Here is a 26,658-nt window from a genome sequence, read left to right on the forward strand (position 1 = left end):
GATGAAGGCAGCAGGAGGCCGCATGACCCGAAACGGCGCGGGTCATGAAGAATTCGCTATGCTGTTTTCATTATGAGATGACGCATAACGAATATAACAACATATAATGAATTGTATTGGCGAGATGGATCACAAAATCGCCACTTGTTAGCGGCATGTAACGCCTTATGGCGGCATCTTATTGAAAGATAAGGAAAGAAAGTAGCGGGCAAGCACAGCTAGCCCGCACAGGGAGGTTTATTTCGAAGAGAACCAGTTGAGTTTATTACGCAGCGCGACCACGCGCCCGACGATAATCAGGCTCGGGCTTTCAACCTGCTGCGCCAGTTCGCCAAGCTGCATGAGCGTGCCGTCGACCACGCGCTGCTTGACGCTGGTGCCGTTTTCGACCAGCGCAACCGGCATAGCGGCATCCATCCCATGTTCCAGCAGTTTTTCCTGAATGGCGCCCGCCTGGTTTAAGCCCATATAAAACACCAGCGTCTGTTTTTCCGCCGCCAGGTTATGCCAGTCCAGCTCGCCGCCAGTTTTCAGATGGCCGGTGACCAGCCTCACGCTCTGGGCGTGATCGCGGTGGGTGAGCGGAATGCCGGCGTAGGCGGAGCAGCCGGAGGCGGCGGTAATGCCCGGCACCACGGAGAAGGGAATGCCTGCGTGGCACAGGGTTTCCAGCTCTTCGCCGCCGCGCCCGAAGATAAACGGATCGCCGCCTTTCAGGCGCACCACGCGTTTGCCGCGCTGGGCCTCGCGCAGCAGGATCTGGTTAATCTCTTCCTGCGGCACGCAGTGGTAGCCAGCGCGTTTGCCGACAAACACGCGATCGGCGTCGCGGCGCACCAGATTCATGATCTCATCGGAAACCAGGCGATCGTAAACCACGATGTCCGCCTGTTGAATCTGCTGCAGCCCTTTTAGCGTCAACAACCCCGGGTCGCCGGGACCTGCGCCCACCAGCACCACTTCACCGCGGTTTTCCAGCGGTTCGCTGAACAGCGTTTCGGTAATATCCGCCACGTTGGGTTGGTCATTATTGGCGAGCGACTGGGCGAGGCGGTCGTTAACAAACAGTTTTTCCCAGAAACGGCGACGTTCGCTCATGGTGGCGAACGTCTCTTTCACCCGCTTGCGCAGGTTGCCTGCATAGCGCGCCAGTTCGCCGATGTGCTGCGGCAGCAGCGCTTCGAGTTTTTCCCGCAGCAGGCGGGCGAGCACTGGCGAGGTGCCGCCGGAGGAGATTGCCACCATAAGCGGCGAACGGTCGATGATAGAAGGCATGATGAAGCTCGCCTGCTTTGGCGCATCCACCACGTTGCAGAAAATTCGGCGCGCTTCAGCAGCGTCGCTCACCTGTTGGTTAACGGCGTCGTCGTCCGTAGCGGCTATCGCCAGCCAGCAGGTATCGAGCAGGCGGGCGTCGAATTCGCCCGCCGCCAGGTACAGCATGCCCTGTTGCGCCCAGATCTGAAACTGCGGCGTGAAATCCAGGGCGTTAACGGTGACGATGGCTCCTGCCTCCATCAGCAGACGCGCCTTGCGTTCTGCCACATCCCCGCCGCCAACCAGCAGGCAAGGACGATTGCGTAACTGACAAAATATGGGCAGGTGATCCACGGCTTATCCTTCTTATCGGGCTTATCGGACGGTTTCAGTAGCGGTCTGCGCGGCAGGCTGCGGGCGCTCTGCGCGCGGGGTAGCATACCAATAACCTAAACCCATGAATACGACGCCGGAAAGGGTATTCCCGAGAGTTACCCACAATAGGTTATGGCCGATGCCGGAGAGGGTATAGGCTTCGCTGTGATGACCAAACCATGAGAGCGCGAAGAGCGTCATGTTGGCGACGGAGTGTTCGTAGCCGGAGGCGATAAAAGCCAGCAGGCACCACCAGATAGCGATGAATTTCGCCGCGCCTTCGGTGCGGATAGCCATCCAGATAGCAAGACAGACCAGCCAGTTGCAGAGCGCGCCTTTAAAGAACAGCACGGTGGCGGGCGCGGTGGTTTTGGCGAGCGCCACGGTGTGGACGAGACTGGTATCCACCGGCAGCAGGCTGCCGCCGCCCCAGCTGTAGAGCAGGGCGACAAACACCGAGCCTACGAGGTTGCCAAGCCAGGTTTGCGGCAGAATGGCCCACATCTGGCCGTGGCTGATTGCGCCCGCTTTAACGCCAAGCGTCAGGAACATGGTGTGGCCGGTGAAAAGCTCGGAGCCTGCGATGATAACGAGCGTGAGCGCGATGCCGAACGTGGCCCCCATCACCAGCGGGCGCACTGACGGGTCAAGCAGGTTGCCGAGCGTGAAAATCAGGATGATGCCAAGCCCTACATAAGCGCCCGCCATGGCGGAACTGACCCAGAAGCCCAGCGGATTATTTGCCGAGAGGCGAGCGATGCGGGCGGCATTCGCCGCGCACTTGTTGATCGTATCGGTAAACATAGTGGTTATCCTAAAAAGTGAGTGAAATTAAAACGTAAAAAGGTTCGCCTTGTGGCGGTGCGGCGGTTTTCCGCACGTGTAATCGTTGTTGTCCTTAACTGACGCTCCGGTAAGCAGAACGCCGATGGAACATTTTTAATGAGCGGAGGCTTGTGCCTCTCTGCTTTACTGCTTTTCTTCGCGTGGCGCGAAGGCACGGGAAAAAACGGGTGGGTGCGCTTATTCATCCTGCCTTGCGCTTGCCCCTCACCCTGACCCTCTCCCCGGACGGGAGAGGGAACCGGGCAGTGCCGAGCCTGGCGTAAAATTTCGCGCGACCCGCCTGAAACCCTGAAGGCGTTGTTGTAGCCTTTCTGGGTTACGCCTTCACCTGCACCTGACCGTCCTTCACGCGCGCCTCAAAATGCGCGACAGAACGGCTTTCATCTTCCATACACAGCCCGTCGCGCAGGCGGAAACGCTGCTTTTTCAGCGGGCTCGCCACCCACAGCTCGCCCTGATGTTCAGCGATGATGCCGCGGGAGAGGACGCTCGCTTCAAAGAACGGGTCGATATTGCTGATGGCGTAAACCTCCTCGTTGGCGCGAGGGCGGAAAATCGCGACCTGTTTATTGCCAAGCAGGGCGCAGACGCCGGTTGCCGGGATAATGTCATCAAGCTGGCAGACGGTGTTCCACTGGCTCATACAGTTTCCTCCTCCACGAAGGTGACCGGAATGCGCTCATACGGCGTGGCCGGACGGTGTTGCTGGCGCTCCGCCACGACCTGCACGTTCGGGTCGCGACGATCGCTGTTGATAAAGTGTTTGAAGCGAACCTGCGCCTGCGGGTTGTTGACCGTTTCAGTCCATTCGCAGATAACCGCTTCGCGCAGACGGGCCATCTCCGCTTCCAGCTGTGCGTTCAGACCCAGCTTGTCGTCGATGATGACGCTCTTCAGGTAGTTGATGCCGCCTTCCATTGCGTCCAGCCATGGCGCGGTGCGGGTCAGCTTATCCGCGGTGCGGATGTAGAACATCATGAAGCGGTCGAGGTAACGCACCAGCGTGTCGCGGTCGAGATCCGCCGCCAGCAGATCCGCGTGGCGCGGTTTCATGCCGCCGTTGCCGCACACATACAGGTTCCAGCCTTTCTCGGTGGCGATAATGCCGACATCTTTGCCCTGTGCTTCCGCGCATTCGCGGGTGCAGCCGGAGACGCCAAATTTCATCTTGTGCGGGGTGCGGATGCCTTTATAGCGGTTCTCAAGTTCAACCCCCAGGCCCACGCTGTCGCCGACGCCGTAGCGGCACCAGGTGCTGCCGACGCAGGTTTTCGCCATACGCAGCGCTTTAGCGTAAGCGTGGCCGGTTTCAAAGCCCGCGTTGATAAGCTGGCGCCAGATCTCCGGCAGGTCGTCTTTGCGCGCGCCGAACAGGCCAATGCGCTGGGAACCCGTGATTTTGGTGTAGAGGTTAAACTCGCGGGCGATGCGGCCTACTTCCATCAGCCCCTCGGGGGTGATTTCGCCGCCGGCGGAGCGTGGAATGACTGAGTAAGTGCCGTCTTTCTGGATATTCGCCAGGAAGTTGTCGTTGGTGTCCTGCAGCGGAGTGTGCTGCGGTTTCAGCACATATTCGTTCCAGCAGGAGGCAAGCAGCGAACCAACGGTGGGTTTACACACTTCGCAGCCATAGCCGCTGCCGTATTTCGCCAGCAGTTCGTCGAAGGTTTTGATCCCTTCCACGCGAATGAGGTGATACAGCTCCTGACGAGAAAAAGCGAAGTGTTCGCACAGGTTATTGGTTATCTCAATACCCTGTTTAGCCAGTTCGGCGTTCAGCACCTGCGTCACCAGCGGGATACAGCCGCCACAACCGGTGCCGGCTTTGGTTTCCGCTTTCAGCGCCGCAACGGTGTGGCAGCCGCGGCCGATGGCGGCGACCAGGTCGCCTTTGGTCACATCGAAGCAGGAGCAAATCTGCGCGCTGTCCGGCAGCTTATCCACGCCGATGGCTGGTTTGCCCTGGCTTGCATGCGCAGGCAGGATGAGCGAATCCGGGTTTTCCGGCAGTTCGATGGCGTTCAGCACCAGCTGCAGCAGGTTGCCGTAATCGCTGGTGTCGCCCACCAGCACGGCGCCGAGCAGGGTTTTGTTGTCCGCGCTTACCACGAGGCGTTTGTAGACCTCTTTGCTTTCATCCAGAAAGACGTAGCTGCGGGAGTTCGGCGTACGGCCATGCGCGTCGCCGATGCCGCCCACGTCAACGCCGAGCAGCTTCAGCTTGGCGCTGAGGTCCGCTCCTTCGAAGGCGTTCGCGTTGCCAAGAATATGGTCGACCGCGACCTGCGCCATTTTGTAGCCCGGCGCCACCAGCCCGTAAACGCGGCTGTTCCAGCTGGCGCATTCGCCGATAGCGTAGATATCCGGGTCGGACGTCTGGCACTGGTCGTTAATCATAATGCCGCCACGCTGGGCGATAGCGAGATCGCACTGTTTCGCGAGCTTATCGCGCGGGCGAATACCGGTGGAGAACACAATGAAGTCCACTTCCAGCTCGCTGCCGTCGGCAAAACGCATGGTTTTACGCGCTTCAACGCCTTGTTGAACGATCTCTTGCGTATTTTTGCTGGTGTGAACTTTCACGCCCATGCTTTCAATTTTGCGACGCAGCTGTTCGCCGCCCATCTGATCAAGCTGTTCGGCCATCAGCATCGGCGCGAATTCGATAACGTGCGTTTCCACGCCTAAGTTTTTCAGCGCCCCGGCGGCTTCCAGACCGAGCAGGCCGCCGCCCACGACCGCGCCGCGCTTACTGCGACGCGCGCAGGCTTCAATGGCGTTCAGGTCTTCAATGGTGCGGTAGACGAAGCAATCCTGGGTTTCCGCGCCTTTGATAGGCGGGATCCACGGATAAGAGCCGGTCGCCATGATCAGCTTGTCGTAATAGACGCTGCGCCCGGAGCTGGAGTGAATCACCTTCTCCTGACGGTTAATGGTAATGGCGCGTTCGCCCACCAGCACTTTCACGCCGTGTTTTTCGTAAAAGCCTTCACGAACAAGAGAGAGTTCTTCAGCGGTATGGTGAGAGAAGTAAGAGGAGAGATGCACGCGGTCATAGGCGATGCGCGGCTCTTCACAGAAGACGGTAATGTCGAACTGGCCCGGTTCGGCTTTGTCGAGAAGGTCCTCGATAAAGCGGTGGCCGACCATGCCGTTACCGATAATAGCGAGTTTGACGTTGCTCATTTTTGCCTCGATTTCTTTTCTATTACTGCCTACCTTAACGATTCAGCACCCCCGCTTATTGATATGGATCAAGTGCGCTTCTATATACCCATTAAGAGGTATATGTTTGATTTTCCTTTTATTTTCTAAGTTATGGAAATTTCTGGAAATTCACGTTTGAGGATTTTCTGAACAAAAAAGGACAATTAAGGCGGCGAGGCGCTAATTTTTTCACAAGGTGTTAACAACTAAAGAAACTGACCAGAAATGCCTGTGAAGGGGAGGCCATGCGCAAGAGGAAAAGCGTTAACCGGGGACGGAGCGGCGTTCATGGCTGAACGCCGGGATCTGAACGATGTCCCCTTCCAGGCGGAAAGGGGACATTAGGCTTATTAGTGCGCGGCGGCGGCGGCCGAGTGCTGGCGATGACGAGTCACAAAGCCCAGCGCGAAGCACATAACAAACACTACAGCGTAAAGGCCGTTAGCGGTAAACAGCGCAGCCTGCGCGCCGTGATTCGCCACAATCGGGCCGGTCACGATAAAGGTCAGCATGGTGCCGACGGTGCCGCAGGTCAGGATAAAGTTAACCAGCTTCGGCGAGGCGACTTTGGTCTGCAGCGAGCCCAGCGTAATGATGGTGGTGTAAATCGCGCTGGAGAAGAAGCCCAGCGCCAGGATGAACCACGACATGTGCTCCGGTTTGCTGGTGATGAAAAAGTACATCAGCACCGTGGCGAGGCCCGCCAGCACGGTCAGGATACGCTGCAAGTCAAAGAAGCGCAGTACGAAGCTGAACACCCACATACCTATCATGTAAGACATCCAGAAGTTGCTCACCAGCGTACCGGCATCATTCAGGTTCATGCCAAGGCCTTTGGTAGCGTACTCCGGCACCCAGCCGATAAAACCGAGCTGACCCAGAATGTAGCAAAGCGCAGCGATGGAAAGGAACAGCACGCCGACGCCCCATTTTTCTTTCGCAACCGGCAGATCGGCTTTCGGCGCATGTTTGCCGAGCACCGGGAAATCGCAGCCGAAAGTCAGGATGAAGATAGCGACGTAGACCAGACCGATGCAGGCGTACACCCAGTACCACTCAATGGCGCGCGCCAGCAAGAACGCGGCGACCATCGGGAAGATCATCCCGGCCATACTGAAGAAGGAGTCGGTAAACAGCAGGCGGGAACCGCGCTGACGGCCTTCATACATATGGGTGATAAGGAAGGTGCCGATAGACATGGTGATCCCGCTGACCAGGCCCAGCACGAACATTGCCGCCGAGAACAGCGCAAGGCTCTGGCTGTACATCAGGGCGGCAACGGCGACAACCATCAGCAAAAAGCCGAAACGCAGTTGGGTTTTCAGCGGCACAATTTCCATCAGCCAGGCGTTCAGGAAGATAGAGATAAGAATGCCGGCGTTAAGGAACGTAAAGGTATTGCTCATGCTGGATACAGGCAGATGAAAATACTCTGCAATGTTGCCCATCACCATGCCGGTGACGATAACCAACGCGCCGGTTAACGCGTAGGAGAAGAAACTGATCCATGTGAGTCTGATGCGGTTACTGTTAGTCATGGGGAGCCTGTGCATAGATATGTAAAGCGCGTTGACAGCGCCGGAAGCATGCGCATTTTATGCTCGAACGTGATCCAATTAAACATTGAGATACTTTTTTGCTGCAACTTATCTGTTATTACTTGAGATCTATCACATAAATTAACCGGTCAGGATAAAGTGAGAGCGACAATGCGGGCTTTTAGCGTTACGTAAAGCCTGGTAAATCGCTGGCACGTTAAACAAACGCTCTTTAGAATCGATCCACTTGCATTCATCACTGCCCACGTAAGGAATTTTTCATGTTTAAAACGACTCTGGCGGCTGTCGCGGCTGTGTTTGCTCTCTCTGCGCTTTCTCCGGCCGCGCTGGCGGCGAAAGGCGATCCACGCGTACTGCTCACCACTTCAGCAGGCAACATCGAGCTGGAGTTAAACAGCCAGAAAGCCCCTGCAACGGTGAAGAATTTTGTCGATTACGTGAACAACGGTTTTTATAACAACACCATTTTCCATCGCGTTATTCCGGGCTTTATGGTCCAGGGCGGCGGTTTTACGGCGGACATGCAGCAAAAAACCACGAACCCGCCGGTGAAAAACGAAGCGGACAACGGTCTGCCGAACACGCGCGGCACCATCGCTATGGCCCGCACCGCCGATAAAGACAGCGCCACCAGCCAGTTCTTTATCAACGTGGCCGATAACGCTTTCCTGAATCACGGCCAGCGCGACTTTGGTTACGCCGTATTTGGTAAAGTTGTGAAAGGCATGGATGTGGCCGATAAAATCGCTCAGGTGCCGACGCACGATGTGGGTCCGTACCAGAATGTGCCGTCAAAACCGGTAGTTATCCTCTCTGCGAAAGTCCTGCCTTAATCTTTTCCGACGCGGGTGGCCCTCACCCGCGTTTCTTCCTGCTTTCTGCGCATCTGCCAATTGCTGCTTATACTTGTGGCAAATACGGTTACGTTCAGGGAGGCGTTATGGCGAAAAAACTTACCGACAAACAGAAGGCCCGGCTGTGGGAGCGGCAAAAGAACGCCAACTTCCAGGCCAGCAACCGTCTGGAAGGGATCGATATCCCTCTTATCACCCTGTCGCGCGAAGAAGCGCTGGCGCGCATCGACGAACGGAGGGGGCACTATGAGCGATAAATTTGGCGAAGGGCGCGACCCCTATTTCTGGTCGGGCAGCGAAGTGCTGCGCAACCGGCTGAACATCCATTCTTTGCAGGACTTGCAGCACGCCGAGCGTGAGCTTACCTCGCTGCGAGCCGCCACCCTTGAACTGGGGCCTTTGCCGCGTGGGTTGCCGCACCTGTGCGCCATCCACCGCCAGCTTTTTCAGGATGTCTATGAATGGGCGGGCGAGCTGCGCGAGGTGGATATCTACCAGGGCGATACCCGCTTTTGCCACTTCGAATATATCGAAAAAGAGGGCAACGCCCTGATGCAGGAACTGGAGGACGAAAAGTATCTGGTCGGCCTGGAGCCTGACGCTTTCATTGAGCGCCTTGCCCACTACTATTGCGAGATAAACGTCCTGCACCCGTTTCGTATCGGTACCGGCCGCGCCCAGCGGGTTTTCTTCGAACAGCTGGCGCTGCATGCGGGTTACAGCCTCGACTGGCGCGACGTGGATGTAACGGCCTGGAATGCGGCCAACCAGGCGGGCGCTATGGGCGACCTCGCGCCGCTGCGCGAGATCTTCAGCAAAGTGGTGAGCGAGGCGCGCGAAAGCGAGTAGAATGACGCGGTTCTTTTTTCCGGAGCCGCCATGCTACTGCTTATCGACAACTACGACTCGTTTACCTGGAACCTCTATCAGTACTTTTGCGAGCTGGGGGCGCAGGTGGTGGTGAAGCGCAACGACGAGCTAACGCTTGCCGACATCGCGACGCTGGCACCGCAAAAGCTGGTTATCTCTCCCGGCCCCTGTACCCCCAACGAAGCGGGTATTTCGCTTGCGGCCATTTCCCACTATGCGGGCAGGCTCCCGATCCTTGGCGTTTGCCTCGGTCATCAGGCTATCGGCCAGGCCTTTGGCGCTTCGGTCGTACGGGCAGAAAAAGTCATGCATGGCAAAACGTCGCAGATTCAGCACACCGGAGAAGGCGTCTTTGCCGGGCTAAATAATCCGCTTACCGTTACGCGTTATCATTCGCTGGTTATCGACCCGCCGACGCTGCCGGATGATTTTTCCGTCACCGCCTGGAGCGATCGTCAGGAGATTATGGGCATTCGGCATAAGCGATGGGATCTCGAAGGGGTGCAGTTTCACCCGGAGAGCATTTTGAGCGAGCAGGGGCATCAACTGCTGGCAAACTTCCTTAACCGCTGAATTTTCATTGCCATTAATTGATTTATTATGCATATTTTATGCTTATCTTTTCATATGCGGTTTCGCATTAACTGGATGGGCATGACATGGCGACTGAACAAACTGCAATTACCCGCGCAACTTTTGATGAAGTGATCCTGCCGGTTTATGCACCGGCGGAGTTTATTCCGGTAAAGGGCAAAGGCAGCCGGGTGTGGGATCAGCAGGGTAATGAGTATGTGGATTTTGCCGGTGGCATCGCGGTGACGGCGCTGGGTCATTGCCATCCCGCGCTGGTAGAGGCGCTGAAAACGCAGGGTGAAACCCTCTGGCATACCAGCAACGTGTTTACCAACGAACCGGCGCTGCGCCTCGGTCGTAAAATCATTGAAGCCACCTTTGCTGACCGCGTGCTGTTTATGAACTCCGGCACCGAAGCCAATGAAACGGCGTTCAAACTGGCTCGTCATTACGCGATTACCCGCCACAGCCCTTACAAAACGAAAATCATCGCGTTTCATAATGCGTTTCATGGCCGCTCGCTGTTTACCGTTTCGGTCGGCGGGCAGCCGAAATATTCCGATGGCTTTGGTCCTAAGCCAGCCGACATCATCCACGTGCCTTTTAATGACCTGAGCGCCGTTAAAGCGGTAATGGACGACCACACCTGCGCGGTGGTGGTTGAGCCTGTGCAAGGAGAAGGTGGCGTTACCGCCGCCACGCCGGCGTTTTTACAGGGGCTGCGCGAACTTTGCGACCAGCATCAGGCGCTGCTGGTGTTTGATGAAGTACAGAGCGGCATGGGCCGCACCGGCAAGCTTTTTACCTATATGCATTACGGCGTGACGCCAGACATTCTGACCAGCGCGAAGGCGCTTGGCGGCGGTTTCCCGGTAAGCGCGGTGCTGGCGACGCAGGATGTGGCCTCGGCGTTCCATGTCGGCTCGCATGGCTCCACCTATGGCGGCAACCCGCTGGCCTGCGCGGTGGCGGGCGCGGCGTTTGATATCATCAACACGCCGGAAGTGCTGGACGGCGTTAACGCGAAGCGCGAGCAGTTTGTACGTCACCTGCGCGCTATCGATGAGCAGTACGACCTTTTTAGCGACATTCGCGGGATGGGCCTGCTGATCGGCGCGGAGCTGAAACCCGCTTATAAAGGCCGCGCGCGGGATTTCCTGTACGCCGCCGCCAGTGAAGGGCTGATGGTGCTGAACGCCGGGCCGGATGTGATGCGCTTCGCCCCGTCGCTGGTGGTGGAAAGCGCGGATATCGACGAAGGGATGGCGCGCTTTGCGAAAGCCGTAGCGCGCGTAACAGGCTAATCAGCCCAGACGGCGCTTAAGCCAGATGCCGTGATGGGGCCGCTGACGCCATGCTACCGAAGAGATCGTATGCATGGTGTTCAGGTGGCCGAGAATACGGTGCACATGCTGTTCCATGACGCTCAACGCGGTATCCGGCAGCGTCTCTGGCCCTTCCAGAATATTCGCGTCGTGGGATTCCCCCGGCTCATCATATTCCAGCCGTTGCTGGCAGCGCTGCAACGCAATTTCACAGGACTCCAGATAACGCGCCGCCAGTTCCGGCGTCAGCATATGGTGCTCGCGCGCCATCGTCGTCATGGCGTTGATATGCTCAACGATAAACTGGCTGTGCGTAACCCAAAGCTTCATATCATCCAGGTAGTGGGCGTTGAAGCCAGGCTCCTGCATCGCCTGGTTCAGCGAGTTATAAAGCGCGTTATGCGCCTGGTTGACACGCATCCGCTGCCAGGCAAGCGGCGCAGGCTGCGGGTCGTCGCTCAGGATAAGGCGCAGCGCCTCCTGGTCCGCCTCCAGCGCGTCGTGGGCGTTCTGGCGCAGCAGCCCGCTTTGCCACTGCGGCCACAGCCAGACCATACCGCCGAAAGCGATAAAGCAACCAATCAACGTGTCGATAAGCCGGGTGACGATAAACTGTTCGCCGTTCAGCGACAGCAGCTGTAAGGAGTAAACCGCCGTCACCGTGAAGCCAATCATCGCCCAGCCATAGTTTTTGCGAAGGATAAGGTAGCTAATGAGCGTGATAGCCAGCATCACCAGCAGCATGTAGCCCTGCGGCACATGCAGGTGCAGCGTGACGCCCGCGATGATTAACCCCGCCAGCGTGCCGGCCGCTCGCTGGAGAATGCGCACCCGCGTCGCCCCGTAGCCATTCTGCGTCACAAACATTACGGTCATGAGGATCCAGTACGGTTTGGGCAGATGGAACGCGTTGCCAACGAGGCTTGCGATGCTCAGCATCACTCCCAGCCGTGCGGCGTTGCGCAAAGCGGCGGATTTGAGCGAAAGGTAGCTTTTCAGCGCCGGGAATAGCGGCAGCCGTTTCTGCCGGTCGGCCATCAGGTCGCGGGCATAGAGTGGGCGCTGCGTGCGCAGGATGCGGGCGATGCGACTGAAGTGGTATTCGCAGAAATGCCCTACAAGGTTGTCCGGGTGCTGGCGGGCGATTTTCTCCAGCGCGGCGATTTGCTTATCCATGGCGAAACGCTGCGGATAACGATGGTAGAGGATGTCGTCGGCCATGACGCGCAGTCGCGCGCTGATGGTCTGTGCGTTCCAGCGGATCACCGCCTCGGCGTGGCTGCGCTCCACCAGCTTTTGCACCTCCTCCGGCTGATGCAGGCTGACCGAAATATGTTCTTGCAAATCCAGCGCCATCTGGAAGGTGCGCAGCAGACGCTTATAGCCGCTCTGTTTCCCGGCCGCCAGCATGTGCAACTGCTGGTAGCACTGGCTGATAAGGTCCACCACTTTTTGCTGATGCGTAAGCAGCGGGGGCAGGGCGGTCTCCGGGTCGGTATGCTGCGTCAGCAGGTTATATTTCGCTTCGCAATAGTCCGCCAGCTGGCGATACAGCAAGCTTAGCGACTCGCGAAGCGGCTGCTCGCGCCACAGCCAGAACCAGAACCAGTTAAACAGCCCGTACCAGAGCGTGCCGAAAATATAGAGCAGGATAGGCTCCCAGACCGGCATGTTCCCCGCAAGGCTTAGCGTAAAAATAGCGGCGATAAGCGAAGCGGGCAGCAGCCGGGCATGCAGCGAGCTTATCTCCGCCGTCACGCCAAGCAGCAGCGCCATGCCTAAAAAGATAAGCGGCAGCGGCAGATTGTCCGCCAGTAACAGTTGCACGGTAAAACTGCTGACGGCAAAGAGCGAAGCGCCGACCGCCAGACGTTTGAAAAAGCGCTTGTGGGGCGTATCGAGCCCGGCGATGTTGCAGCAGGCAGGCACCAGCGAAAAAAGCAGGCCCTGTTGCAGATGGCCCAGCAGTAACCCAACCGCCACCGGCAGACACAGGATCAGCGTCTGGCGCAGGGCGTAGTTCACTTCCGGGTGATAAATGAGACGGCGAAACATAGAGGTAAGTGTAGAAACAAAAACGGCGTGTTACCGAAGCGACACGCCGTTTTTTTAAGGCGGCTTAGCGGGTGCCGTAAACCACGATGGTCTTACCGTGCGCGGAGATCAGGTTTTGATCTTCAAGCATTTTCAGGATGCGGCCAACGGTTTCGCGGGAGCAGCCCACGATCTGGCCGATTTCCTGACGGGTGATTTTAATCTGCATGCCGTCGGGATGGGTCATGGCGTCCGGCTGTTTCGCCAGGTTGAGCAACGTCTGGGCGATGCGGCCCGTTACGTCGAGGAACGCCAGGTTGCCGACTTTTTCAGAGGTGACTTGCAGACGACGCGCCATCTGCGAAGAGAGGCGCATCAGGATGTCCGGGTTCACCTGGATAAGCTGGCGGAATTTTTTATAGGAAATCTCGGCGACTTCGCAAGCGGTCTTGGCGCGAACCCAGGCGCTGCGCTCCTGGCCCTCTTCAAACAGGCCCAGTTCGCCGATAAAGTCTCCCTGATTCAGATACGAGAGGATCATCTCCTTGCCCTCTTCGTCTTTGATCAGCACTGCCACTGAGCCTTTAACGATGTAATACAACGTTTCCGCTTTTTCACCCTGGTGAATCAGCGTGCTCTTCGATGGGTACTTATGAATGTGGCAATGTGACAAGAACCATTCGAGAGTCGGGTCTGTTTGCGGTTTGCCAAGCACCATGCGCTGTTATCCTCTGTTTAAACTGGCTCCAAAGACGGGGCGCGGGTCCCCCATCTGGCTTTGCAATCATTATCTTCCCGCATCCCGGGAAGTTGGCTGTCCATGTCGTCGCAGCCGGTAAATTGTCTTGTCCTCTGCATACATGCATAACATCAATGTATCGCCGCAGCATCCAGACTGTTTTAGCATAGCTTTTCATGGGTGTCTTCTATTGTCTCGTTTCAGCTTGACGCAGGTCGCCCTTCCGTTGCCTCTTTCGCAACTGGCGCGTAATCTGTCAAAAATTTTTATACATCGGAGTGATGATTATGCAGGCACGAGTAAAGTGGGTTGAGGGATTGACGTTTCTGGGCGAATCCGCTTCAGGGCACCAAATCCTGATGGACGGCAATTCCGGCGATAAAGCGCCAAGCCCGATGGAAATGGTGCTGATGGCGGCGGGCGGTTGCAGCGCTATCGACGTGGTGTCTATTTTGCAAAAAGGGCGTCATGACGTTCAGGATTGCGAAGTGAAACTGACCTCAGAACGCCGCGAAGAAGCGCCGCGGTTGTTCACTCACATTAACCTGCACTTTATCGTAACGGGTAAGGCGCTGAAGGAGGCGGCCGTGGCGCGCGCGGTGGATCTCTCCGCTGAGAAATATTGCTCTGTGGCGCTGATGCTCGGCAAAGCGGTCAACATCACCCACTCTTATGAGGTGGTAGAGGTCTGACTCGGGGCGGCGTCAGCCGCCTTATTCAATTTTTTTCCCTTCCATCAATCGCTGCACCAGCGGCAGCATGATTAATTCCATCGCCAGCCCCATCTTGCCGCCGGGAACGACAAGCGTATTGATGTGAGAAATGAAGGAACCCTGAAGCATGGCGAGCAGCCAGGGGTAATCGATGTCTTCAAGGTTGCGAAAGTGGATAACCACGAAGCTTTCATCGAGCGAAGGAATGCCTTTCGCCGCGAAGGGGTTCGACGTATCCACTGTCGGCACGCGCTGGAAGTTAATATGGGTGCGGGAAAACTGCGGCGTGATGTAGTTAATGTAATCTTCCATTGATCGCACCACGGAATCCATCACCGCCTCGCGCGAATGCCCTCGCTCGCTGGTATCGCGAATCAGCTTCTGGATCCACTCAAGGTTGACGATAGGCACTACGCCCACCAGCAAATCCACATGCTGCGCCACATTGTGATGCGGCGTGACCACGCCGCCGTGCAACCCTTCATAAAACAGCACGTCGGTAGGCTCCGGCAGCGGCTGCCAGGGCGTAAAGGTGCCCGGCACCTGGTTCCACGGCACCGCTTCATCATAGGTATGCAGGTATTTGCGCGATTTCCCCTGGCCGCTGCGTCCATACTCGATAAAGGTTTGTTCAAGCAGGCCAAAGTCGTTGGCGTCGGGGCCAAAATAGCTGATATGCCGGCCTAAATCGCGCGCCTTGCGGATAGCCATATCCATTTCCGGGCGCGTATAGCGGTGAAAGCTGTCGCCTTCCACTTCCGCAGCATGAAGGTTTAGCTGAGCGAAGATCTTACGAAACGCAAGGCTGGTGGTGGTCGTGCCTGCGCCGCTGGAACCTGTAACGGCGATAACCGGGTGTCTTGATGACATAGCGAGAACTCCATGGATACGCGAAAAAGGTACGCCACTGACGCCAGCGTTCCGGCGCTGGCGGAATAGTTTGCTTCGCTCTGGCGTCAGCCTGACAACAAGTCAGGCTGACCATCAGCCACGGAACTGCCCGCGCGGCATGATATTGACCGTTTCGTGCAGTTCAGACCACACCAGAACGGCTTCGCCGTTCTGTAATTGCCGCTTAACGTCGGCCACTTTTTGTTCGAGCGAACGTTCATGTTCACCATAATCGGTGCCTTCGCGCAAGACAAACGCTTCAATCAGGTTGTCCAGCGTCTCGGGCGGTAGGTCTTGCCAGGGAATGATCATTTATCGGTCCAGATAAGTCGTTAACCAGTCGGGAATACGCTTTTCCAGCCACATCTGCGGACGTCGCAGCGTGCCGCCAACGAAGCCTACATGTCCGCCATGATCGGTCAGTTGATACTCGATATTAGCAGGCAGCGTTTCACGTTGCGGGATCACGTGATGATCCATAAACGGGTCATCTTTGGCATGGATGATAAGCGTAGGTCGCGTTATCTGGTTCAGTAAAGGCAGAGCGCTACACTGGCGGTAGTAGTCGATGGCGTCGCGAAACCCGTGGATTTTCGAGGTAATGGCGTCATCGAAATCGCGGATGCGGCGCAGGCGCTTAAGCTGCGCCAGGTCTATCGGCAGCGTGCCGGGCCACGCCTTAAGCTTGCGGCTCGCGTTCGCCTTCAGCAGGTTCAGCAGATAGCGCTGATAAACGCGGGAGAAGCCTTTATCCATATGGTAGCTGCACGCTTCCAGCATCAACGGCGCGGAAACCACCACGCCCGCCGCCAGCGGAAAGTCTGCGTTCAGCTTCGCCATCAGGCAGGCCAGCATATTACCGCCCAGCGAAAAGCCCACCGCCGCAGTCGGCGCTTCGCCGAAGCGCCGGTTCAGCCAGTTCAGAAACCAGGTGCCGTCTTCGGTTTCGCCAGAATGATAGATGCGCGGCATTTTGTTCGGCACGCCGCTGCAGCCGCGAAAATGCATCACGACGCCAAGCCAGCCGCGCTGCTTCGCCGCATGGATAAGCCCATGCGCGTAGGGGCTGTGCAAGCTGCCTTCCAGCCCATGAAAAACGACCAGCCGGGGCTTGTGGCGAGCGGCTTGCGGTTCTTCGCTAAAGGCGAGATCGACAAAATCGCCGTCCGGCAAGTCGAGGCGTTGCCAGTGCGGCGTAAACTGTAGCCGACGGCGTAGCAGCCGCGGCAGCATGGTTTGCAGATGCGCGTTGCTCAGGCCCGGCATCGGCTGAAAATGTTGCGAGCCGGTGGGTGGAGCGGTCAGTTCTGCAGGGGTTATTTCGGCCATAGCACCAGATTAATGTAATGAGTTCGCGAATGACTATAACGATTGTTATTCATATTGTTGATGATTTGGTGCGGCGGGGCACGATAACGAACCGGGCGTTTGGAAAAAAGACTATTCCGCCAGCAGATTACGTGAGAAAAGGTGAATGTTGGCATCTGCCTTGCGTCGCCAGAGCCGCGCTTTGCGTGCGCCGGTCGCCACGCTTTCGCCGGTTTCTTCAAACATGCCGGAGGCTTCAAACCGGCGAATCAGGCTCTTACGCTGGATTGGCTGGCCAAGAATGATTTCCGTCGCCTCATGCAGCTGCGTCAGGGTAAAGCGCTCCGGCAGACAGTAGACCGGCAACAGCGAATACATGGTTTTCTGGCGCAGGCGATGAAGGGCTGCCTGGATAATCTCGCTGTGATCGAAGGCGAGTTCCGTGTTCGGCAGCGCCGATACCGGCACCCACTTCGCGTCGCTCACCGAGGCGATATGGGGCTGGCAATCGACCCAGGCGATAAGCGCAAACCAGGCGGCGGTCAGGCTCCAGCCGCGCGGGTCGCGCGTCGGGCCGGAAAACGTCTCCAGCTGCTCCAGCCAGGAAGGGCTGACCCCGGTTTTTTCGGTAAGCTTACGCAGCGCCGTGGCGTGGGTTGAATCATCCTTTTCAATATCAATAAACCCGCCTGGCAGCGCCCAGCGCCCCTGCTGCGGCTGTCTGGCGCGCTGTACCAACAAAACGCTTAGCGCCTGCTCCGCAATTGTGAACAGCACGCTGTCCACCGTCACCAGCGGCGAAGGAAAACGCGAGGGATCGTATTGCTGCAGGTATTCCGCTTCTGTCGTCATGGTCAGTTCAGGCTAATTGTCGGAGGGACAAGTTTAACAGTCTCGCTCTGTCGGGCAAAGTAAACCTTTATTTTATTAATAATCAGTATGTTAACTTCGCGGTGAGGAAAGCGCGAAAATTAGTGCTTGCCATTTAATGTCTCATGGACAATATTAAATGTGTCGCACGGACAATAACTAAATTTGAGGAGCGAACCATGATGCAGCCGCAACTGAAACTGGATGGTAAAGAGATAGAGGTTGAAACCGGGCGTTTTCCTGACGGCGCCGTCTGGGCGAAAGTGGCGGGCGAGCTGCCTGCCACGGCTTCGCTGATGCAGATTCGCGCCGCCGCCATGAAAAACATGGATGACTTCATGCTGCTGGCGCAACTGACTGAAGCGGTACGGCACGGCTGCGATGTCCGCTTCAGCCATCTTGAGCTGCCGTGGCTGCCTTATGCCCGCCAGGATCGCCATATGCAGCAAGGCGACAGCTTTGCACTGAAGGTTTTCGCCAGCCTGCTTAATCAACTGGCGTTCGACAAAGTTATTGTGCTGGACCCCCATAGCGAAGCGGCAGCCGCGGCTATCACTAATCTGGTAGCTATTCCTCAGGAGCGCTGCCTGCTACAAAGCGAAACGCTGAGCGCCGCGTTGCGCGCCGGAGAACTAATGCTGGTGGCGCCTGACGCGGGCGCGCTTAAAAAAATCCACGCCGTGGCGCAGGCTGTCGGTGCAGACGGGTTCGCTACGCTTACGAAACAGCGCAACGTAGCGACCGGCGAGCTAACCGGTTTCCGCCTGGTGGAAGGCGATGTAAAAGGCAAGGCGGCGCTGATTGTTGACGACCTGTGCGACGCCGGAGGCACCTTCATCGGTTCCGCTCAGGTGTTGCGCGATGCCGGCGCTCTTAGCGTCAGCCTGTATGTCACCCACGGCGTTTTCTCTAAAGGCGTGGAAAACCTGTTAAGCCAGGGAATCGATCGGATCTATACCACCACCTCGCTCGCAAGCGCTGAGCTTGCCGCGAATAATGTTGACGTGATTGATATCAATAAAATTTATAACGCTTAAGGAGAAAGAAAATGATGAACCCGATTCTGGCTATCGATGGTTACAAAGTTTCACACCGCGAGCAGTACCCGGCAGGAACGACAAAGGTTTATTCAAACTTTACGCCGCGCAGCGATCGTCATTTTCATTCTCCGGTAGCGGACGGCAAGCTGGTCTTTTTCGGCCTGCAGGGCTTTTTGCAGTGGTTCCTGGTTGATCTCTTCAACGAGCGCTTCTTTGCCCGTGACGAGCAAGAAGTGGTGGCGGAATACCAGACGGTTATGGACAGCTACATGGGCAAAGGGGCGGTCAGCGCTGAGCATATCCGCGCCCTGCACCAGTTGGGTTATCTGCCGCTGCACATCAAAGCACTGGATGAAGGCAGCAAAGTGGCGATGAAGGTGCCGGTCCTTACCATTACCAATACCCGCGATGAGTTTTTCTGGCTGGTGAACTACCTGGAGACGGTGCTTTCTGCCGAGCTGTGGAAAGCGTCGACCAACGCTACCATCGCGCACCACTATCGCCTTATCTGCGAGCGCTGGGCGAAGGAAACCTGCAGTGATGCGAGCCATCTCGATTTCCAGTGTCATGACTTCTCGTTTCGCGGCATGTCCGGGCTTCAGGACACCGCCCAGGCAGGCTGCGGCCACCTGCTGAGCTTTAAAGGCACCGACAACATCCCTTCCGTGCTTTACGCCCGCGATTACTACACCCAGGGCGAGGAGTACTTTATCGCGGCGTCGGTACCGGCGACCGAGCACAGCGTGATGTGCATGGGCGAGCAGGCCGGGGAAATCGAAACTTTCCGCCGACTTATTTGCGACCTTTACCCGAACGGTATTGTCTCGATTGTTTCCGATACCTGGGATTACTGGCGCGTTTTGACCGAATACACCCGCGAGCTGAAGGGTTCAATCATGGCGCGGGAAGGCCGCGTAGTGTTTCGCCCGGACAGCGGCGACCCGGTAGATATTCTGTGCGGCACGGCGGCAGATGACGATACGCGTGCAGAACGCACGCCCGAAGAGAAAGGGTCGGTGGAAGTGCTGTGGGAGATTTTCGGCGGCGCCGTGAACGAGAAAGGATTTAAGGTGCTCGACCCGCACGTCGGGCTGATTTACGGCGACTCCATTACCCTTGAGCGCGCCGATGAGATTTTGCGCCGTCTGGCGGCAAAAGGTTTCGCCAGTTCTAACGTGGTGTTTGGCGTGGGCTCTTTTACCTACCAGTACAACACCCGCGACACGTTCGGTTTTGCAATGAAAGCCACTTACGGCGAGGTCAACGGCGTCGGGCGTATGATTTTCAAAGAGCCGAAAACCGACAATGGCCTGAAACGCTCCGCGCGCGGTCTGCTGCGGGTTGAGCGCAACGAGGCGGGGGATTATCAGCTCTTTGACGAGCAAACCTGGGCGCAGGAGCAGCAGGGTGAGCTAAAAACCCGTTTCCTGGACGGTAAGCTTTATCACACCGAACATCTGGAAACGCTGCGCCAGCGCCTGGCGGCAGAGCAATAACGCCGCTGTGCCTGGCTGATTAATCGCCCTGAGTCATCGCTTCGAGGCGCTCATGGGCATCCAGCCAGGCCATTTCACACTCTTCCAGCGTCGCTTTCGCTTTGGCCTGCGTTTGCAGGCACTCCGTCAGTTCCGCCTTACGGCTCTGATCGTAAAGGGCGCTGTCGCTCAGCTTTTCTTCCACCTGCGCCAGCTCGGCGTTGAGCTTCTCCATCTGTTTTTCCAGCTGGGTTATCTCTTTACGCAGCGGCTGCGTGAGAGTGCGCAGTTCCGCCTCGCGGCGTTTTTGATCTTTACGCGCCTGAGCGCTGTTGGCGTTCTCTTTCGACGACTCTGCAGGCTGACTTTCCTGTTTTTGCAGGTCGCTCAGCCACTGCTGGTAATCCTCCAGATCGCCGTCGAACGGCTCCACTTTGCCGTCGTGAACCAGATAGAGATCGTCGGTGGTGGAGCGCAGCAGGTGGCGGTCGTGCGATACCACGACCAGCGCGCCTTCAAATTCAATCAGCGCTTCGGTCAGCGCCTGACGCATATCGAGGTCGAGGTGGTTAGTCGGTTCGTCGAGCAGCAGCAGGTTAGGGCGCTGCCAGACGATCAGCGCCAGCACCAGGCGCGCTTTTTCACCGCCGGAGAAGCGCTCGGTCACTTCCGTGACTTTATCGCCCTGGAAGCCAAACCCGCCCAGATAATCGCGCAGCTGTTGCTCCAGCTCGCGCGGCGCGAGGCGCGCCAGATGCTGCAACGGCGACTCGTCCGCACGCAGGAACTCCAGCTGATGCTGGGCGAAGTAGCCAAGCTTGATGCCCTTCGCTAACCCGATTTCGCCGCTTACCGGCGCCAGTTCGCCCGCCAGCAGCTTGATCAGCGTGGATTTACCCGCGCCGTTGCGGCCAAGCAGGCCGATGCGCGAGCCGGGCACCAGGTTAAGCTTGATGGAGTCGAGAATAATTCGCTCGCCGTAGCCTGCGCTGACTTTCTCCATTTTCAGCAGCGGGTTGGGCAGGCTTTCCGGCGCGCGGAAGCTGAAGTGGAACGGGTTATCGACATGCGCCGGGGCAATCAGCTCCATTCGCTCCAGCATCTTCACGCGGCTTTGCGCCTGTTTGGCTTTGGAGGCTTTGGCTTTAAAGCGGTCGATGAAGCTCTGCAGGTGCGCGACGCGCTGCTGCTGGCTTTCATACATCGACTGTTGCTGGGCAAGGCGCGTGGCGCGCTGGCGCTCAAACGAGCTGTAGTTGCCGGTGTACTCGAACAGCGTCTGCTGCTCAATATGAATAATTTTGTCCACCACTGGGTCAAGGAAGTCGCGGTCGTGGGAAATCAGGATCAGCGTGCCCTGATAGCTCTTCAGCCATTTCTCCAGCCAGATCACCGCGTCGAGATCGAGGTGGTTAGTCGGTTCGTCGAGCAGCAGCAAATCGGAGCGGCAGATAAGCGCCTGCGCAAGGTTGAGGCGCATGCGCCAGCCGCCGGAGAAGTCGCTTACCGGGCGCTCCAGCTGCTCATTGCTGAAGCCCAGGCCGTGCAGCAGGCTCGCGGCGCGGGAACGGATGCTCCAGGCGTCGATGGCGTCGAGCTTGCCATGCACCGTGGCGATGGCGTGACCGTCGTTGCGTTCGTTAGCCTGATTCAGCTCGCTCTCCAGCTGGCGATATTCACGATCGCCGTCAATCACATATTCCATAGCGGGCTGCGGCAGGGCGGGCGTCTCCTGGTTTACCCAGGCGAGTTGCCAGGTGCCCGGATAGCTGAAGCTGCCGCCATCGGCGCTCATCTCGTTTTTTAACAGCGACAGCAGCGTGGATTTGCCGCAGCCGTTTTTACCCACCAGCCCCACTTTCTGACTGGGATTAATGGTGGCGGTGGCATTGTCCAGCAGCACGCGCGTGCCGCGGCGGATTTGTAACGAGGAGAAAACAATCATAAGGCGCCGTATGTTCAGACTATGTTAAGTTGTCATTATAATCAGGTAACGTAGCGCTAAGCGCGCCGCGTGGGGCCGCCATGGTAGCCCAAAATAATGACAATGACGACGCCCTGGAGGGGAATGATGTCACAGACAGCGAGAGTTTTGCTGCTGTATGCCCATCCGGAATCTCAGGACTCGGTAGCCAACCGGGTTTTGCTTAAGCCGGCTTTACAGCTTCCAAATGTCACGGTGCATGACCTCTATGCACACTATCCCGATTTTTTTATCGATATTGCCCATGAACAGGCGTTGCTGCGCGAGCACGACGTGATTGTTTTTCAATTTCCGCTTTATACCTATAGCTGCCCGGCGCTGTTGAAAGAGTGGTTTGACCGCGTGCTGAGCCGCGGCTTCGCCAGCGGGACTGGAGGCAACCAATTGGCGGGAAAGTACTGGCGTAACGTCGTCACCACCGGTGAGCCGGAGGGAGCGTACCGCTACGACGGCGCTAACCGCTATTCCCTTAGCGATATTCTGCGGCCTTTTGAATTGACCGCCGCCATGTGCCGCATGCAGTGGCTAACCCCCATCATTGTTTACTGGGCGCGCCGCCAGACGCCGGAAGCGCTGGCAAGCCATGCCAAAGCCTACGGCGACTGGCTGGCTTCGCCGCTGGCAGCAGGAGGCCGCTGATGGAAGGGTCTGATTTGTTGCTGGCGGGCGTGCTGTTCCTTTTTGCCGCCGTCGTGGCGGTGCCGGTTGCGGCGCGCCTCGGCATCGGCGCCGTGCTGGGCTATTTGCTGGCGGGGATCGCCATCGGCCCGTGGGGTCTCGGTTTTATCAGCGACGTGCAGGAAATTTTGCACTTCTCCGAGCTGGGCGTGGTCTTTCTGATGTTCCTCATCGGCCTTGAGCTTAATCCTTCGAAACTCTGGCAGCTCAGGCGCTCAATATTTGGCGTGGGGGCGGCGCAGGTTGTTTTCAGCGCGCTGATCCTGGCCGGGCTGTTAATGCTGACAGAGTTTTCATGGCAGGCGGCGCTGGTAGGCGGCATTGGTCTGGCGATGTCCTCTACCGCTATGGCGCTGCAGCTTATGCGCGATAAAGGGATGAATCGCAGCGAGTCGGGGCAGCTTGGCTTCTCTGTTCTGCTGTTTCAGGATCTGGCCGTGATCCCGGCGCTGGCGCTGGTGCCGCTGCTTGCAGGCAACAGCGACGAGCATCTCGACTGGATGAAGGTCGGTATGAAGGTGCTAGCTTTCGCCGGCATGCTGCTGGGCGGGCGCTACCTGTTGCGTCCGCTGTTTCGTTTTATCGCCGCATCCGGCGTGCGGGAAGTGTTTACCGCCGCCGCGCTGCTGCTGGTGCTGGGTTCGGCGCTGTTTATGGATGCGCTGGGCTTTTCTATGGCGCTTGGAACTTTTATCGCTGGCGTGCTGCTGGCGGAAAGCGAATACCGCCATGAGCTGGAAAGCGCCATCGAGCCGTTTAAGGGGCTGCTGCTGGGACTCTTTTTCATCTCGGTGGGTATGGCGTTGAACCTTGGCGTGCTCTATACCCATATTCTGTGGGTGGTGATGAGCGTCGCGGTGCTGGTGGCTGTAAAAATGCTGGTGCTTTACGTGCTTTCGCGCATTTATGGCCTGCGTAACTCCGAAAGGCTGCAGTTTTCCGGCGTGTTGAGCCAGGGCGGCGAATTCGCGTTCGTCCTCTTTTCCACCGCCTCTTCGCAACGGCTGTTTCATGACGACCAGATGGCGCTGCTGCTGGTCACCGTCACCCTGTCGATGATGACGACGCCGCTGGTGATGAAAGGCATAGATAAGCTTCTGGCGCGCCAGTTTAATACGCCCGATGAAACGGATGAAAAGCCCTATGTCGAGGACGATCAACCGCAGGTGATTATTGTCGGCTTTGGTCGTTTCGGACAGGTTATTGGGCGCTTGCTGATGGCCAATAAAATGCGCATCACGGTGCTGGAGCGGGATATCAGCGCGGTGAATCTGATGCGTCGGTATGGTTATAAAGTTTATTACGGCGACGCCACCCAGGTTGATTTGCTGCGGGCGGCTGGCGCGGAGGCAGCCAAATCCATTGTGATTACCTGCAACGACCCGGAGGACACGATGAAAATAGTCCATCTGTGCCAGCAGAACTTTCCACAGCTAGAAATCCTGGCGCGCGCAAGAGGGCGTGTGGAGGCGCATGAGCTGCTGCAGGCGGGCGTGAAGCAATTTTCTCGTGAGACGTTTTCCAGCGCGCTGGAGCTTGGGCGCAAGACGTTAATGTCGCTTGGCATGCATCCTCACCAGGCGCAGCGCGCGCAACTGCATTTTCGCCGCCTTGATATGCGCATGCTGCGAGAGCTTATGCCTGTGCACACTGATAACGCGCAGATTTCCCGCGCACGGGAAGCGCGACGCGAGCTGGAGGAGATCTTCCAGCGGGAGATGCAGCAGGAGCGGCGTCAGCTTGATGGCTGGGACGAATTTGAATAGAAGGTGAGTTATGGCGGTTCGTAAACGTTTTATTGCCGGGGCGCGCTGCCCTGCCTGCCAGGCCCAGGATTCGCTGGCGATGTGGCGGGAAAATAATGTCGATGTGGTGGAGTGCGTGAAATGCGGACACCAGATGCGTGAAGCGGATAAAGAAGCTCGCGAGCATGTACGCAAAGAAGAGCAAGTGATTGGGATTTTTCATCCCGACTAGCGATATGCCCCAGCTTTCTTTAAGCTTAAGGGTACACGGGCGCTGATTTGGGCTACAATCGCGCCTGACATTTTTTTCCGCTCAGGAGATATCATGAAAGTAGCAAAAGACCTGGTGGTCAGCCTGGCCTATCAGGTACGTACAGAAGACGGTGTGTTGGTTGATGAGTCTCCGGTGAGTGCGCCGCTGGACTACCTGCATGGTCACGGCTCCCTGATTTCAGGGCTGGAAAAAGCGCTGGAAGGTCACGATGTTGGCGATCGCTTCGACGTTAGCGTCGGCGCGAACGACGCTTACGGCCAGTATGACGAAAACCTGGTGCAGCGCGTACCGAAAGACGTCTTCATGGGCGTTGACGAACTGCAGGTCGGCATGCGCTTCCTGGCGGAAACCGATCAGGGTCCGGTACCGGTAGAGATTACCGAAGTGGAAGACGACCACGTTGTGGTTGACGGCAACCACATGCTGGCGGGCCAGAACCTGAACTTCAACGTAGAAGTGGTTGCGATTCGCGAAGCGACCGAAGAAGAGCTGGCTCACGGCCACGTTCACGGTGCGCATGGCCATCATCACGACCATGACCACGACCACGACGGCTGCTGCGGCGGTCACGGCCACGATCACGATCATGGCAACAAAGGTGGTTGCGGCGGCGGTGGCTGCGGCTGCCACTAAGCACAAAGAAAAGGGCGTTGAATACGCCCTTTTTTATTACCTTTAATAATGCGGCGGCGGCGTCTCTTCCGCCTGCGACGCAATCATCGATGTCTGGCTCGCTTTGACTTTTTCTATCAGAAGCCGTTGCTGCTCACGCAGTTTCACCATTTCGAGTTCGTGAGCCGTCACGGTCTGGTTCAGCTCTTCGATAGTGATCTCCTGAAATGCCAGCCGGCTTTCCAGCTCCGCCAGACGCGCTTCTAAAGACTTATGCTGCATGATGTTCCTCCGTCAGAGCGGCGATTTTACGAAAAATTTGCCGCGCTTGCTGAACTTTGCCGTCAGGAAACGTATTTAAACAAAAATAATCTGAAATAAATCGATTACCGGTGGGGAGGGTGTGTAGATTTCCTCCGCAACGTTTTATATTAGTTTCCTTATTTTATATAACTCTGGGGTGAGAGGCCCCGGTCCTGGAGAAAATGGATGAAATCACTGTTTAAAGTCACGCTGCTGGCGACCACCATGGCCGTTGCGCTGAATGCACCGCTGGCCTCCGCGGCCGCACCGGCGAAAGATGCGCCTGCCGCGGCAAGCGCGAATGCGGCATTCAAAAATGACGATCAGAAATCAGCTTATGCGCTGGGCGCATCGCTGGGTCGTTACATGGAAAACTCGCTGAAAGAGCAAGAGAAGCTGGGCATCAAGCTGGATAAAGCGCAGCTGATCGCAGGCGTGCAGGATGCGTTTGCTGACAAGAGCAAACTTTCCGACCAGGAAATCGAACAGACCCTTCAGGCTTTCGAAACCCGCGTGAAGACCGCCGCGCAGGAAAAAATGGAGAAGGACGCGAAGGAAAACGCCGATAAGGGCAAAGCCTTCCGCGACACCTTCGCCAAAGAGAAAGATGTGAAAACCTCTTCTACCGGTCTGATGTACAAAGTTGAGAAAGCGGGCAGCGGCGACGCGCCGAAAGACAGCGATACCGTAGTAGTTAACTACAAAGGTACGCTGATCGACGGTAAAGAGTTCGATAACTCTTACACCCGCGGCGAGCCGCTCTCTTTCCGTCTGGATGGCGTTATTCCGGGCTGGACTGAAGGCCTGAAGTACATCAAGAAAGGCGGCAAAATCAAGCTGGTCATTCCGCCTGAACTGGCTTACGGTAAAACCGGCGTTCCGGGTATCCCGGCTAACTCCACGCTGGTGTTCGACGTAGAGCTGCTGGATATCAAACCGGCGCCGAAAGCGGATGCGAAGCCGGAGGCCGCAGCGGGAGATAACGCTGCTGCTGGTGCGAAAGCCAAATAAGTCGCTTCGAGCCGCCGCCCAATTGGGCGGCGGTTTTTTATTTTGAGCACGATATAATAAAAACTGGAAAGCACATCTTACGCTGTATTACTTTAGCGGTCTGTGTAACAACTGA

General features: G+C 57.1%; 26 protein-coding genes. 13 read left to right on the forward strand and 13 right to left on the reverse strand.

What is annotated here, in order from left to right; genetic code table 11:
* Window positions 1–237: 237 nt before the first annotated feature.
* The 5 genes from cysG to tsgA all read right to left on the reverse strand — a co-directional run bounded on the left by cysG (window position 238) and on the right by tsgA (window position 7,223).
* A complete protein-coding gene (cysG, locus tag IEX01_RS15480; RefSeq protein ID WP_188724133.1) occupies window positions 238–1,611 on the reverse strand; it encodes a siroheme synthase CysG in 1,374 nt (457 codons plus the stop codon).
* 21 nt (window positions 1,612–1,632) lie between these two features.
* Entirely contained in the window at window positions 1,633–2,436 is an 804-nt protein-coding gene (nirC, locus tag IEX01_RS15485; protein ID WP_024560248.1) for a nitrite transporter NirC, read from the reverse strand.
* Between the two features lie 358 nt (window positions 2,437–2,794).
* A complete protein-coding gene (gene nirD / locus IEX01_RS15490) occupies window positions 2,795–3,121 on the reverse strand; it encodes a nitrite reductase small subunit NirD (RefSeq protein WP_024558178.1) in 327 nt (108 codons plus the stop codon).
* Window positions 3,118–5,664 (reverse strand): nitrite reductase large subunit NirB, encoded by a 2,547-nt coding sequence (gene nirB / locus IEX01_RS15495; protein ID WP_024558177.1) that lies wholly within the window; start codon window positions 5,662–5,664, stop codon window positions 3,118–3,120. Before nirB ends, nirD begins: the two co-directional genes overlap by 4 nt.
* Before the next feature lie 371 nt (window positions 5,665–6,035).
* Window positions 6,036–7,223: an MFS transporter TsgA gene (gene tsgA, locus IEX01_RS15500; RefSeq protein WP_024558176.1), complete on the reverse strand. Its 1,188-nt coding sequence runs from the start codon at window positions 7,221–7,223 to the stop codon at window positions 6,036–6,038.
* Window positions 7,224–7,504: 281 nt separating this feature from the next.
* Between tsgA and ppiA the strand changes: the two genes are divergently transcribed.
* From ppiA to argD, 5 genes are all read left to right on the forward strand, one after another.
* Window positions 7,505–8,077 carry a peptidylprolyl isomerase A gene (gene ppiA, locus IEX01_RS15505; RefSeq protein ID WP_024558175.1) on the forward strand — a complete coding sequence of 191 codons (573 nt, stop codon included), beginning with the start codon at window positions 7,505–7,507 and terminating at the stop codon, window positions 8,075–8,077.
* Between the two features lie 107 nt (window positions 8,078–8,184).
* Window positions 8,185–8,355: a FicA/YhfG family antitoxin gene (ficA, locus tag IEX01_RS15510; RefSeq protein ID WP_071788492.1), complete on the forward strand. Its 171-nt coding sequence runs from the start codon at window positions 8,185–8,187 to the stop codon at window positions 8,353–8,355.
* A complete protein-coding gene (locus IEX01_RS15515) occupies window positions 8,345–8,947 on the forward strand; it encodes a putative adenosine monophosphate-protein transferase Fic (protein ID WP_024558174.1) in 603 nt (200 codons plus the stop codon). Before ficA ends, IEX01_RS15515 begins: the two co-directional genes overlap by 11 nt.
* 30 nt (window positions 8,948–8,977) lie before the next feature.
* Window positions 8,978–9,541, forward strand: a complete 564-nt coding sequence (pabA, locus tag IEX01_RS15520) for an aminodeoxychorismate synthase component 2 (RefSeq protein ID WP_188724134.1) — start codon at window positions 8,978–8,980, stop codon at window positions 9,539–9,541.
* Between the two features lie 86 nt (window positions 9,542–9,627).
* Window positions 9,628–10,845 carry a bifunctional acetylornithine/succinyldiaminopimelate transaminase gene (argD, locus tag IEX01_RS15525; protein ID WP_024558172.1) on the forward strand — a complete coding sequence of 406 codons (1,218 nt, stop codon included), beginning with the start codon at window positions 9,628–9,630 and terminating at the stop codon, window positions 10,843–10,845.
* On the opposite strand, the gene IEX01_RS15530 is transcribed toward argD, so the two are convergent.
* Together IEX01_RS15530 and crp are read right to left on the reverse strand one after the other, a co-directional pair.
* A complete protein-coding gene (locus IEX01_RS15530; protein WP_048888806.1) occupies window positions 10,846–12,921 on the reverse strand; it encodes a YccS/YhfK family putative transporter in 2,076 nt (691 codons plus the stop codon).
* 64 nt (window positions 12,922–12,985) lie between these two features.
* A complete protein-coding gene (gene crp, locus IEX01_RS15535; protein ID WP_000242758.1) occupies window positions 12,986–13,618 on the reverse strand; it encodes a cAMP-activated global transcriptional regulator CRP in 633 nt (210 codons plus the stop codon).
* A gap of 308 nt (window positions 13,619–13,926) precedes the next feature.
* Here crp and IEX01_RS15540 point away from each other — a divergent pair, with 308 nt between their 5' ends.
* Entirely contained in the window at window positions 13,927–14,331 is a 405-nt protein-coding gene (locus IEX01_RS15540; protein WP_024558170.1) for an OsmC family protein, read from the forward strand.
* Between the two features lie 21 nt (window positions 14,332–14,352).
* On the opposite strand, the gene IEX01_RS15545 is transcribed toward IEX01_RS15540, so the two are convergent.
* From IEX01_RS15545 to IEX01_RS15560, 4 genes are all read right to left on the reverse strand, one after another.
* The gene (locus IEX01_RS15545) at window positions 14,353–15,222 is read right to left on the reverse strand and encodes a phosphoribulokinase (RefSeq protein WP_024560250.1); all 870 of its coding nucleotides are present in this window, start codon (window positions 15,220–15,222) and stop codon (window positions 14,353–14,355) included.
* A 114-nt stretch (window positions 15,223–15,336) separates the two neighbouring features.
* Complete coding sequence (locus IEX01_RS15550) at window positions 15,337–15,555, reverse strand: YheU family protein (protein ID WP_024558168.1); 219 nt, start codon at window positions 15,553–15,555, stop codon at window positions 15,337–15,339.
* On the reverse strand, window positions 15,556–16,572 hold the full coding sequence (locus IEX01_RS15555) for a hydrolase (RefSeq protein WP_024560251.1): 1,017 nt from the start codon (window positions 16,570–16,572) through the stop codon (window positions 15,556–15,558).
* A 111-nt stretch (window positions 16,573–16,683) separates the two neighbouring features.
* Window positions 16,684–17,403, reverse strand: a complete 720-nt coding sequence (locus IEX01_RS15560) for an NUDIX hydrolase (RefSeq protein WP_188724135.1) — start codon at window positions 17,401–17,403, stop codon at window positions 16,684–16,686.
* Window positions 17,404–17,600: 197 nt separating this feature from the next.
* On the opposite strand from IEX01_RS15560, the gene prs reads away from it, so the two are divergent.
* Both prs and IEX01_RS15570 read left to right on the forward strand, forming a co-directional pair.
* Complete coding sequence (gene prs / locus IEX01_RS15565; protein ID WP_188724136.1) at window positions 17,601–18,458, forward strand: ribose-phosphate diphosphokinase; 858 nt, start codon at window positions 17,601–17,603, stop codon at window positions 18,456–18,458.
* Window positions 18,459–18,469: 11 nt separating this feature from the next.
* Window positions 18,470–19,957 (forward strand): nicotinate phosphoribosyltransferase, encoded by a 1,488-nt coding sequence (locus IEX01_RS15570; RefSeq protein WP_188724137.1) that lies wholly within the window; start codon window positions 18,470–18,472, stop codon window positions 19,955–19,957.
* 19 nt (window positions 19,958–19,976) lie between these two features.
* Here IEX01_RS15570 and IEX01_RS15575 read toward each other — a convergent pair whose 3' ends face one another.
* Entirely contained in the window at window positions 19,977–21,881 is a 1,905-nt protein-coding gene (locus tag IEX01_RS15575; RefSeq protein WP_188724138.1) for an ABC transporter ATP-binding protein, read from the reverse strand.
* Window positions 21,882–22,004: 123 nt separating this feature from the next.
* Between IEX01_RS15575 and kefG the strand changes: the two genes are divergently transcribed.
* The 4 genes from kefG to slyD all read left to right on the forward strand — a co-directional run bounded on the left by kefG (window position 22,005) and on the right by slyD (window position 25,250).
* A complete protein-coding gene (gene kefG, locus IEX01_RS15580; RefSeq protein WP_034881878.1) occupies window positions 22,005–22,559 on the forward strand; it encodes a glutathione-regulated potassium-efflux system ancillary protein KefG in 555 nt (184 codons plus the stop codon).
* A complete protein-coding gene (gene kefB, locus IEX01_RS15585; protein WP_188724139.1) occupies window positions 22,559–24,364 on the forward strand; it encodes a glutathione-regulated potassium-efflux system protein KefB in 1,806 nt (601 codons plus the stop codon). The genes kefG and kefB overlap by 1 nt, the downstream gene beginning before the upstream one ends.
* A 10-nt stretch (window positions 24,365–24,374) precedes the next feature.
* A complete protein-coding gene (locus tag IEX01_RS15590; RefSeq protein ID WP_024558549.1) occupies window positions 24,375–24,575 on the forward strand; it encodes a YheV family putative zinc ribbon protein in 201 nt (66 codons plus the stop codon).
* A gap of 93 nt (window positions 24,576–24,668) precedes the next feature.
* Window positions 24,669–25,250 (forward strand): peptidylprolyl isomerase, encoded by a 582-nt coding sequence (slyD, locus tag IEX01_RS15595; protein WP_024558550.1) that lies wholly within the window; start codon window positions 24,669–24,671, stop codon window positions 25,248–25,250.
* Between the two features lie 42 nt (window positions 25,251–25,292).
* On the opposite strand, the gene IEX01_RS15600 is transcribed toward slyD, so the two are convergent.
* Complete coding sequence (locus tag IEX01_RS15600; protein WP_024558551.1) at window positions 25,293–25,511, reverse strand: protein SlyX; 219 nt, start codon at window positions 25,509–25,511, stop codon at window positions 25,293–25,295.
* A 207-nt stretch (window positions 25,512–25,718) separates the two neighbouring features.
* Between IEX01_RS15600 and fkpA the strand changes: the two genes are divergently transcribed.
* Window positions 25,719–26,543: an FKBP-type peptidyl-prolyl cis-trans isomerase gene (gene fkpA, locus IEX01_RS15605; protein WP_024558552.1), complete on the forward strand. Its 825-nt coding sequence runs from the start codon at window positions 25,719–25,721 to the stop codon at window positions 26,541–26,543.
* Window positions 26,544–26,658 lie beyond the last annotated feature (115 nt).

Source organism: Franconibacter daqui (assembly GCF_014644275.1).
Lineage (GTDB): Bacteria > Pseudomonadota > Gammaproteobacteria > Enterobacterales > Enterobacteriaceae > Franconibacter > Franconibacter pulveris.

Excerpts from the sequence above, each read along its gene's own strand:
- tsgA (WP_024558176.1), bottom strand. The coding sequence starts at position 7,223 with ATGACTAACAGTAACCGCATCAGACTCACATGGATCAGTTTCTTCTCC.
- kefG (WP_034881878.1), top strand. The coding sequence starts at position 22,005 with ATGATGTCACAGACAGCGAGAGTTTTGCTGCTGTATGCCCATCCGGAA.
- IEX01_RS15600 (WP_024558551.1), bottom strand. The coding sequence starts at position 25,511 with ATGCAGCATAAGTCTTTAGAAGCGCGTCTGGCGGAGCTGGAAAGCCGG.
- IEX01_RS15545 (WP_024560250.1), bottom strand. The coding sequence starts at position 15,222 with ATGTCATCAAGACACCCGGTTATCGCCGTTACAGGTTCCAGCGGCGCA.
- slyD (WP_024558550.1), top strand. The coding sequence starts at position 24,669 with ATGAAAGTAGCAAAAGACCTGGTGGTCAGCCTGGCCTATCAGGTACGT.
- prs (WP_188724136.1), top strand. The coding sequence starts at position 17,601 with ATGATGCAGCCGCAACTGAAACTGGATGGTAAAGAGATAGAGGTTGAA.
- kefB (WP_188724139.1), top strand. The coding sequence starts at position 22,559 with ATGGAAGGGTCTGATTTGTTGCTGGCGGGCGTGCTGTTCCTTTTTGCC.
- IEX01_RS15530 (WP_048888806.1), bottom strand. The coding sequence starts at position 12,921 with ATGTTTCGCCGTCTCATTTATCACCCGGAAGTGAACTACGCCCTGCGC.
- argD (WP_024558172.1), top strand. The coding sequence starts at position 9,628 with ATGGCGACTGAACAAACTGCAATTACCCGCGCAACTTTTGATGAAGTG.
- IEX01_RS15555 (WP_024560251.1), bottom strand. The coding sequence starts at position 16,572 with ATGGCCGAAATAACCCCTGCAGAACTGACCGCTCCACCCACCGGCTCG.
- nirB (WP_024558177.1), bottom strand. The coding sequence starts at position 5,664 with ATGAGCAACGTCAAACTCGCTATTATCGGTAACGGCATGGTCGGCCAC.
- IEX01_RS15575 (WP_188724138.1), bottom strand. The coding sequence starts at position 21,881 with ATGATTGTTTTCTCCTCGTTACAAATCCGCCGCGGCACGCGCGTGCTG.
- crp (WP_000242758.1), bottom strand. The coding sequence starts at position 13,618 with ATGGTGCTTGGCAAACCGCAAACAGACCCGACTCTCGAATGGTTCTTG.
- IEX01_RS15570 (WP_188724137.1), top strand. The coding sequence starts at position 18,470 with ATGATGAACCCGATTCTGGCTATCGATGGTTACAAAGTTTCACACCGC.
- nirC (WP_024560248.1), bottom strand. The coding sequence starts at position 2,436 with ATGTTTACCGATACGATCAACAAGTGCGCGGCGAATGCCGCCCGCATC.
- IEX01_RS15560 (WP_188724135.1), bottom strand. The coding sequence starts at position 17,403 with ATGACGACAGAAGCGGAATACCTGCAGCAATACGATCCCTCGCGTTTT.
- ppiA (WP_024558175.1), top strand. The coding sequence starts at position 7,505 with ATGTTTAAAACGACTCTGGCGGCTGTCGCGGCTGTGTTTGCTCTCTCT.
- pabA (WP_188724134.1), top strand. The coding sequence starts at position 8,978 with ATGCTACTGCTTATCGACAACTACGACTCGTTTACCTGGAACCTCTAT.
- nirD (WP_024558178.1), bottom strand. The coding sequence starts at position 3,121 with ATGAGCCAGTGGAACACCGTCTGCCAGCTTGATGACATTATCCCGGCA.
- IEX01_RS15550 (WP_024558168.1), bottom strand. The coding sequence starts at position 15,555 with ATGATCATTCCCTGGCAAGACCTACCGCCCGAGACGCTGGACAACCTG.
- ficA (WP_071788492.1), top strand. The coding sequence starts at position 8,185 with ATGGCGAAAAAACTTACCGACAAACAGAAGGCCCGGCTGTGGGAGCGG.
- IEX01_RS15540 (WP_024558170.1), top strand. The coding sequence starts at position 13,927 with ATGCAGGCACGAGTAAAGTGGGTTGAGGGATTGACGTTTCTGGGCGAA.
- fkpA (WP_024558552.1), top strand. The coding sequence starts at position 25,719 with ATGAAATCACTGTTTAAAGTCACGCTGCTGGCGACCACCATGGCCGTT.
- IEX01_RS15590 (WP_024558549.1), top strand. The coding sequence starts at position 24,375 with ATGGCGGTTCGTAAACGTTTTATTGCCGGGGCGCGCTGCCCTGCCTGC.
- IEX01_RS15515 (WP_024558174.1), top strand. The coding sequence starts at position 8,345 with ATGAGCGATAAATTTGGCGAAGGGCGCGACCCCTATTTCTGGTCGGGC.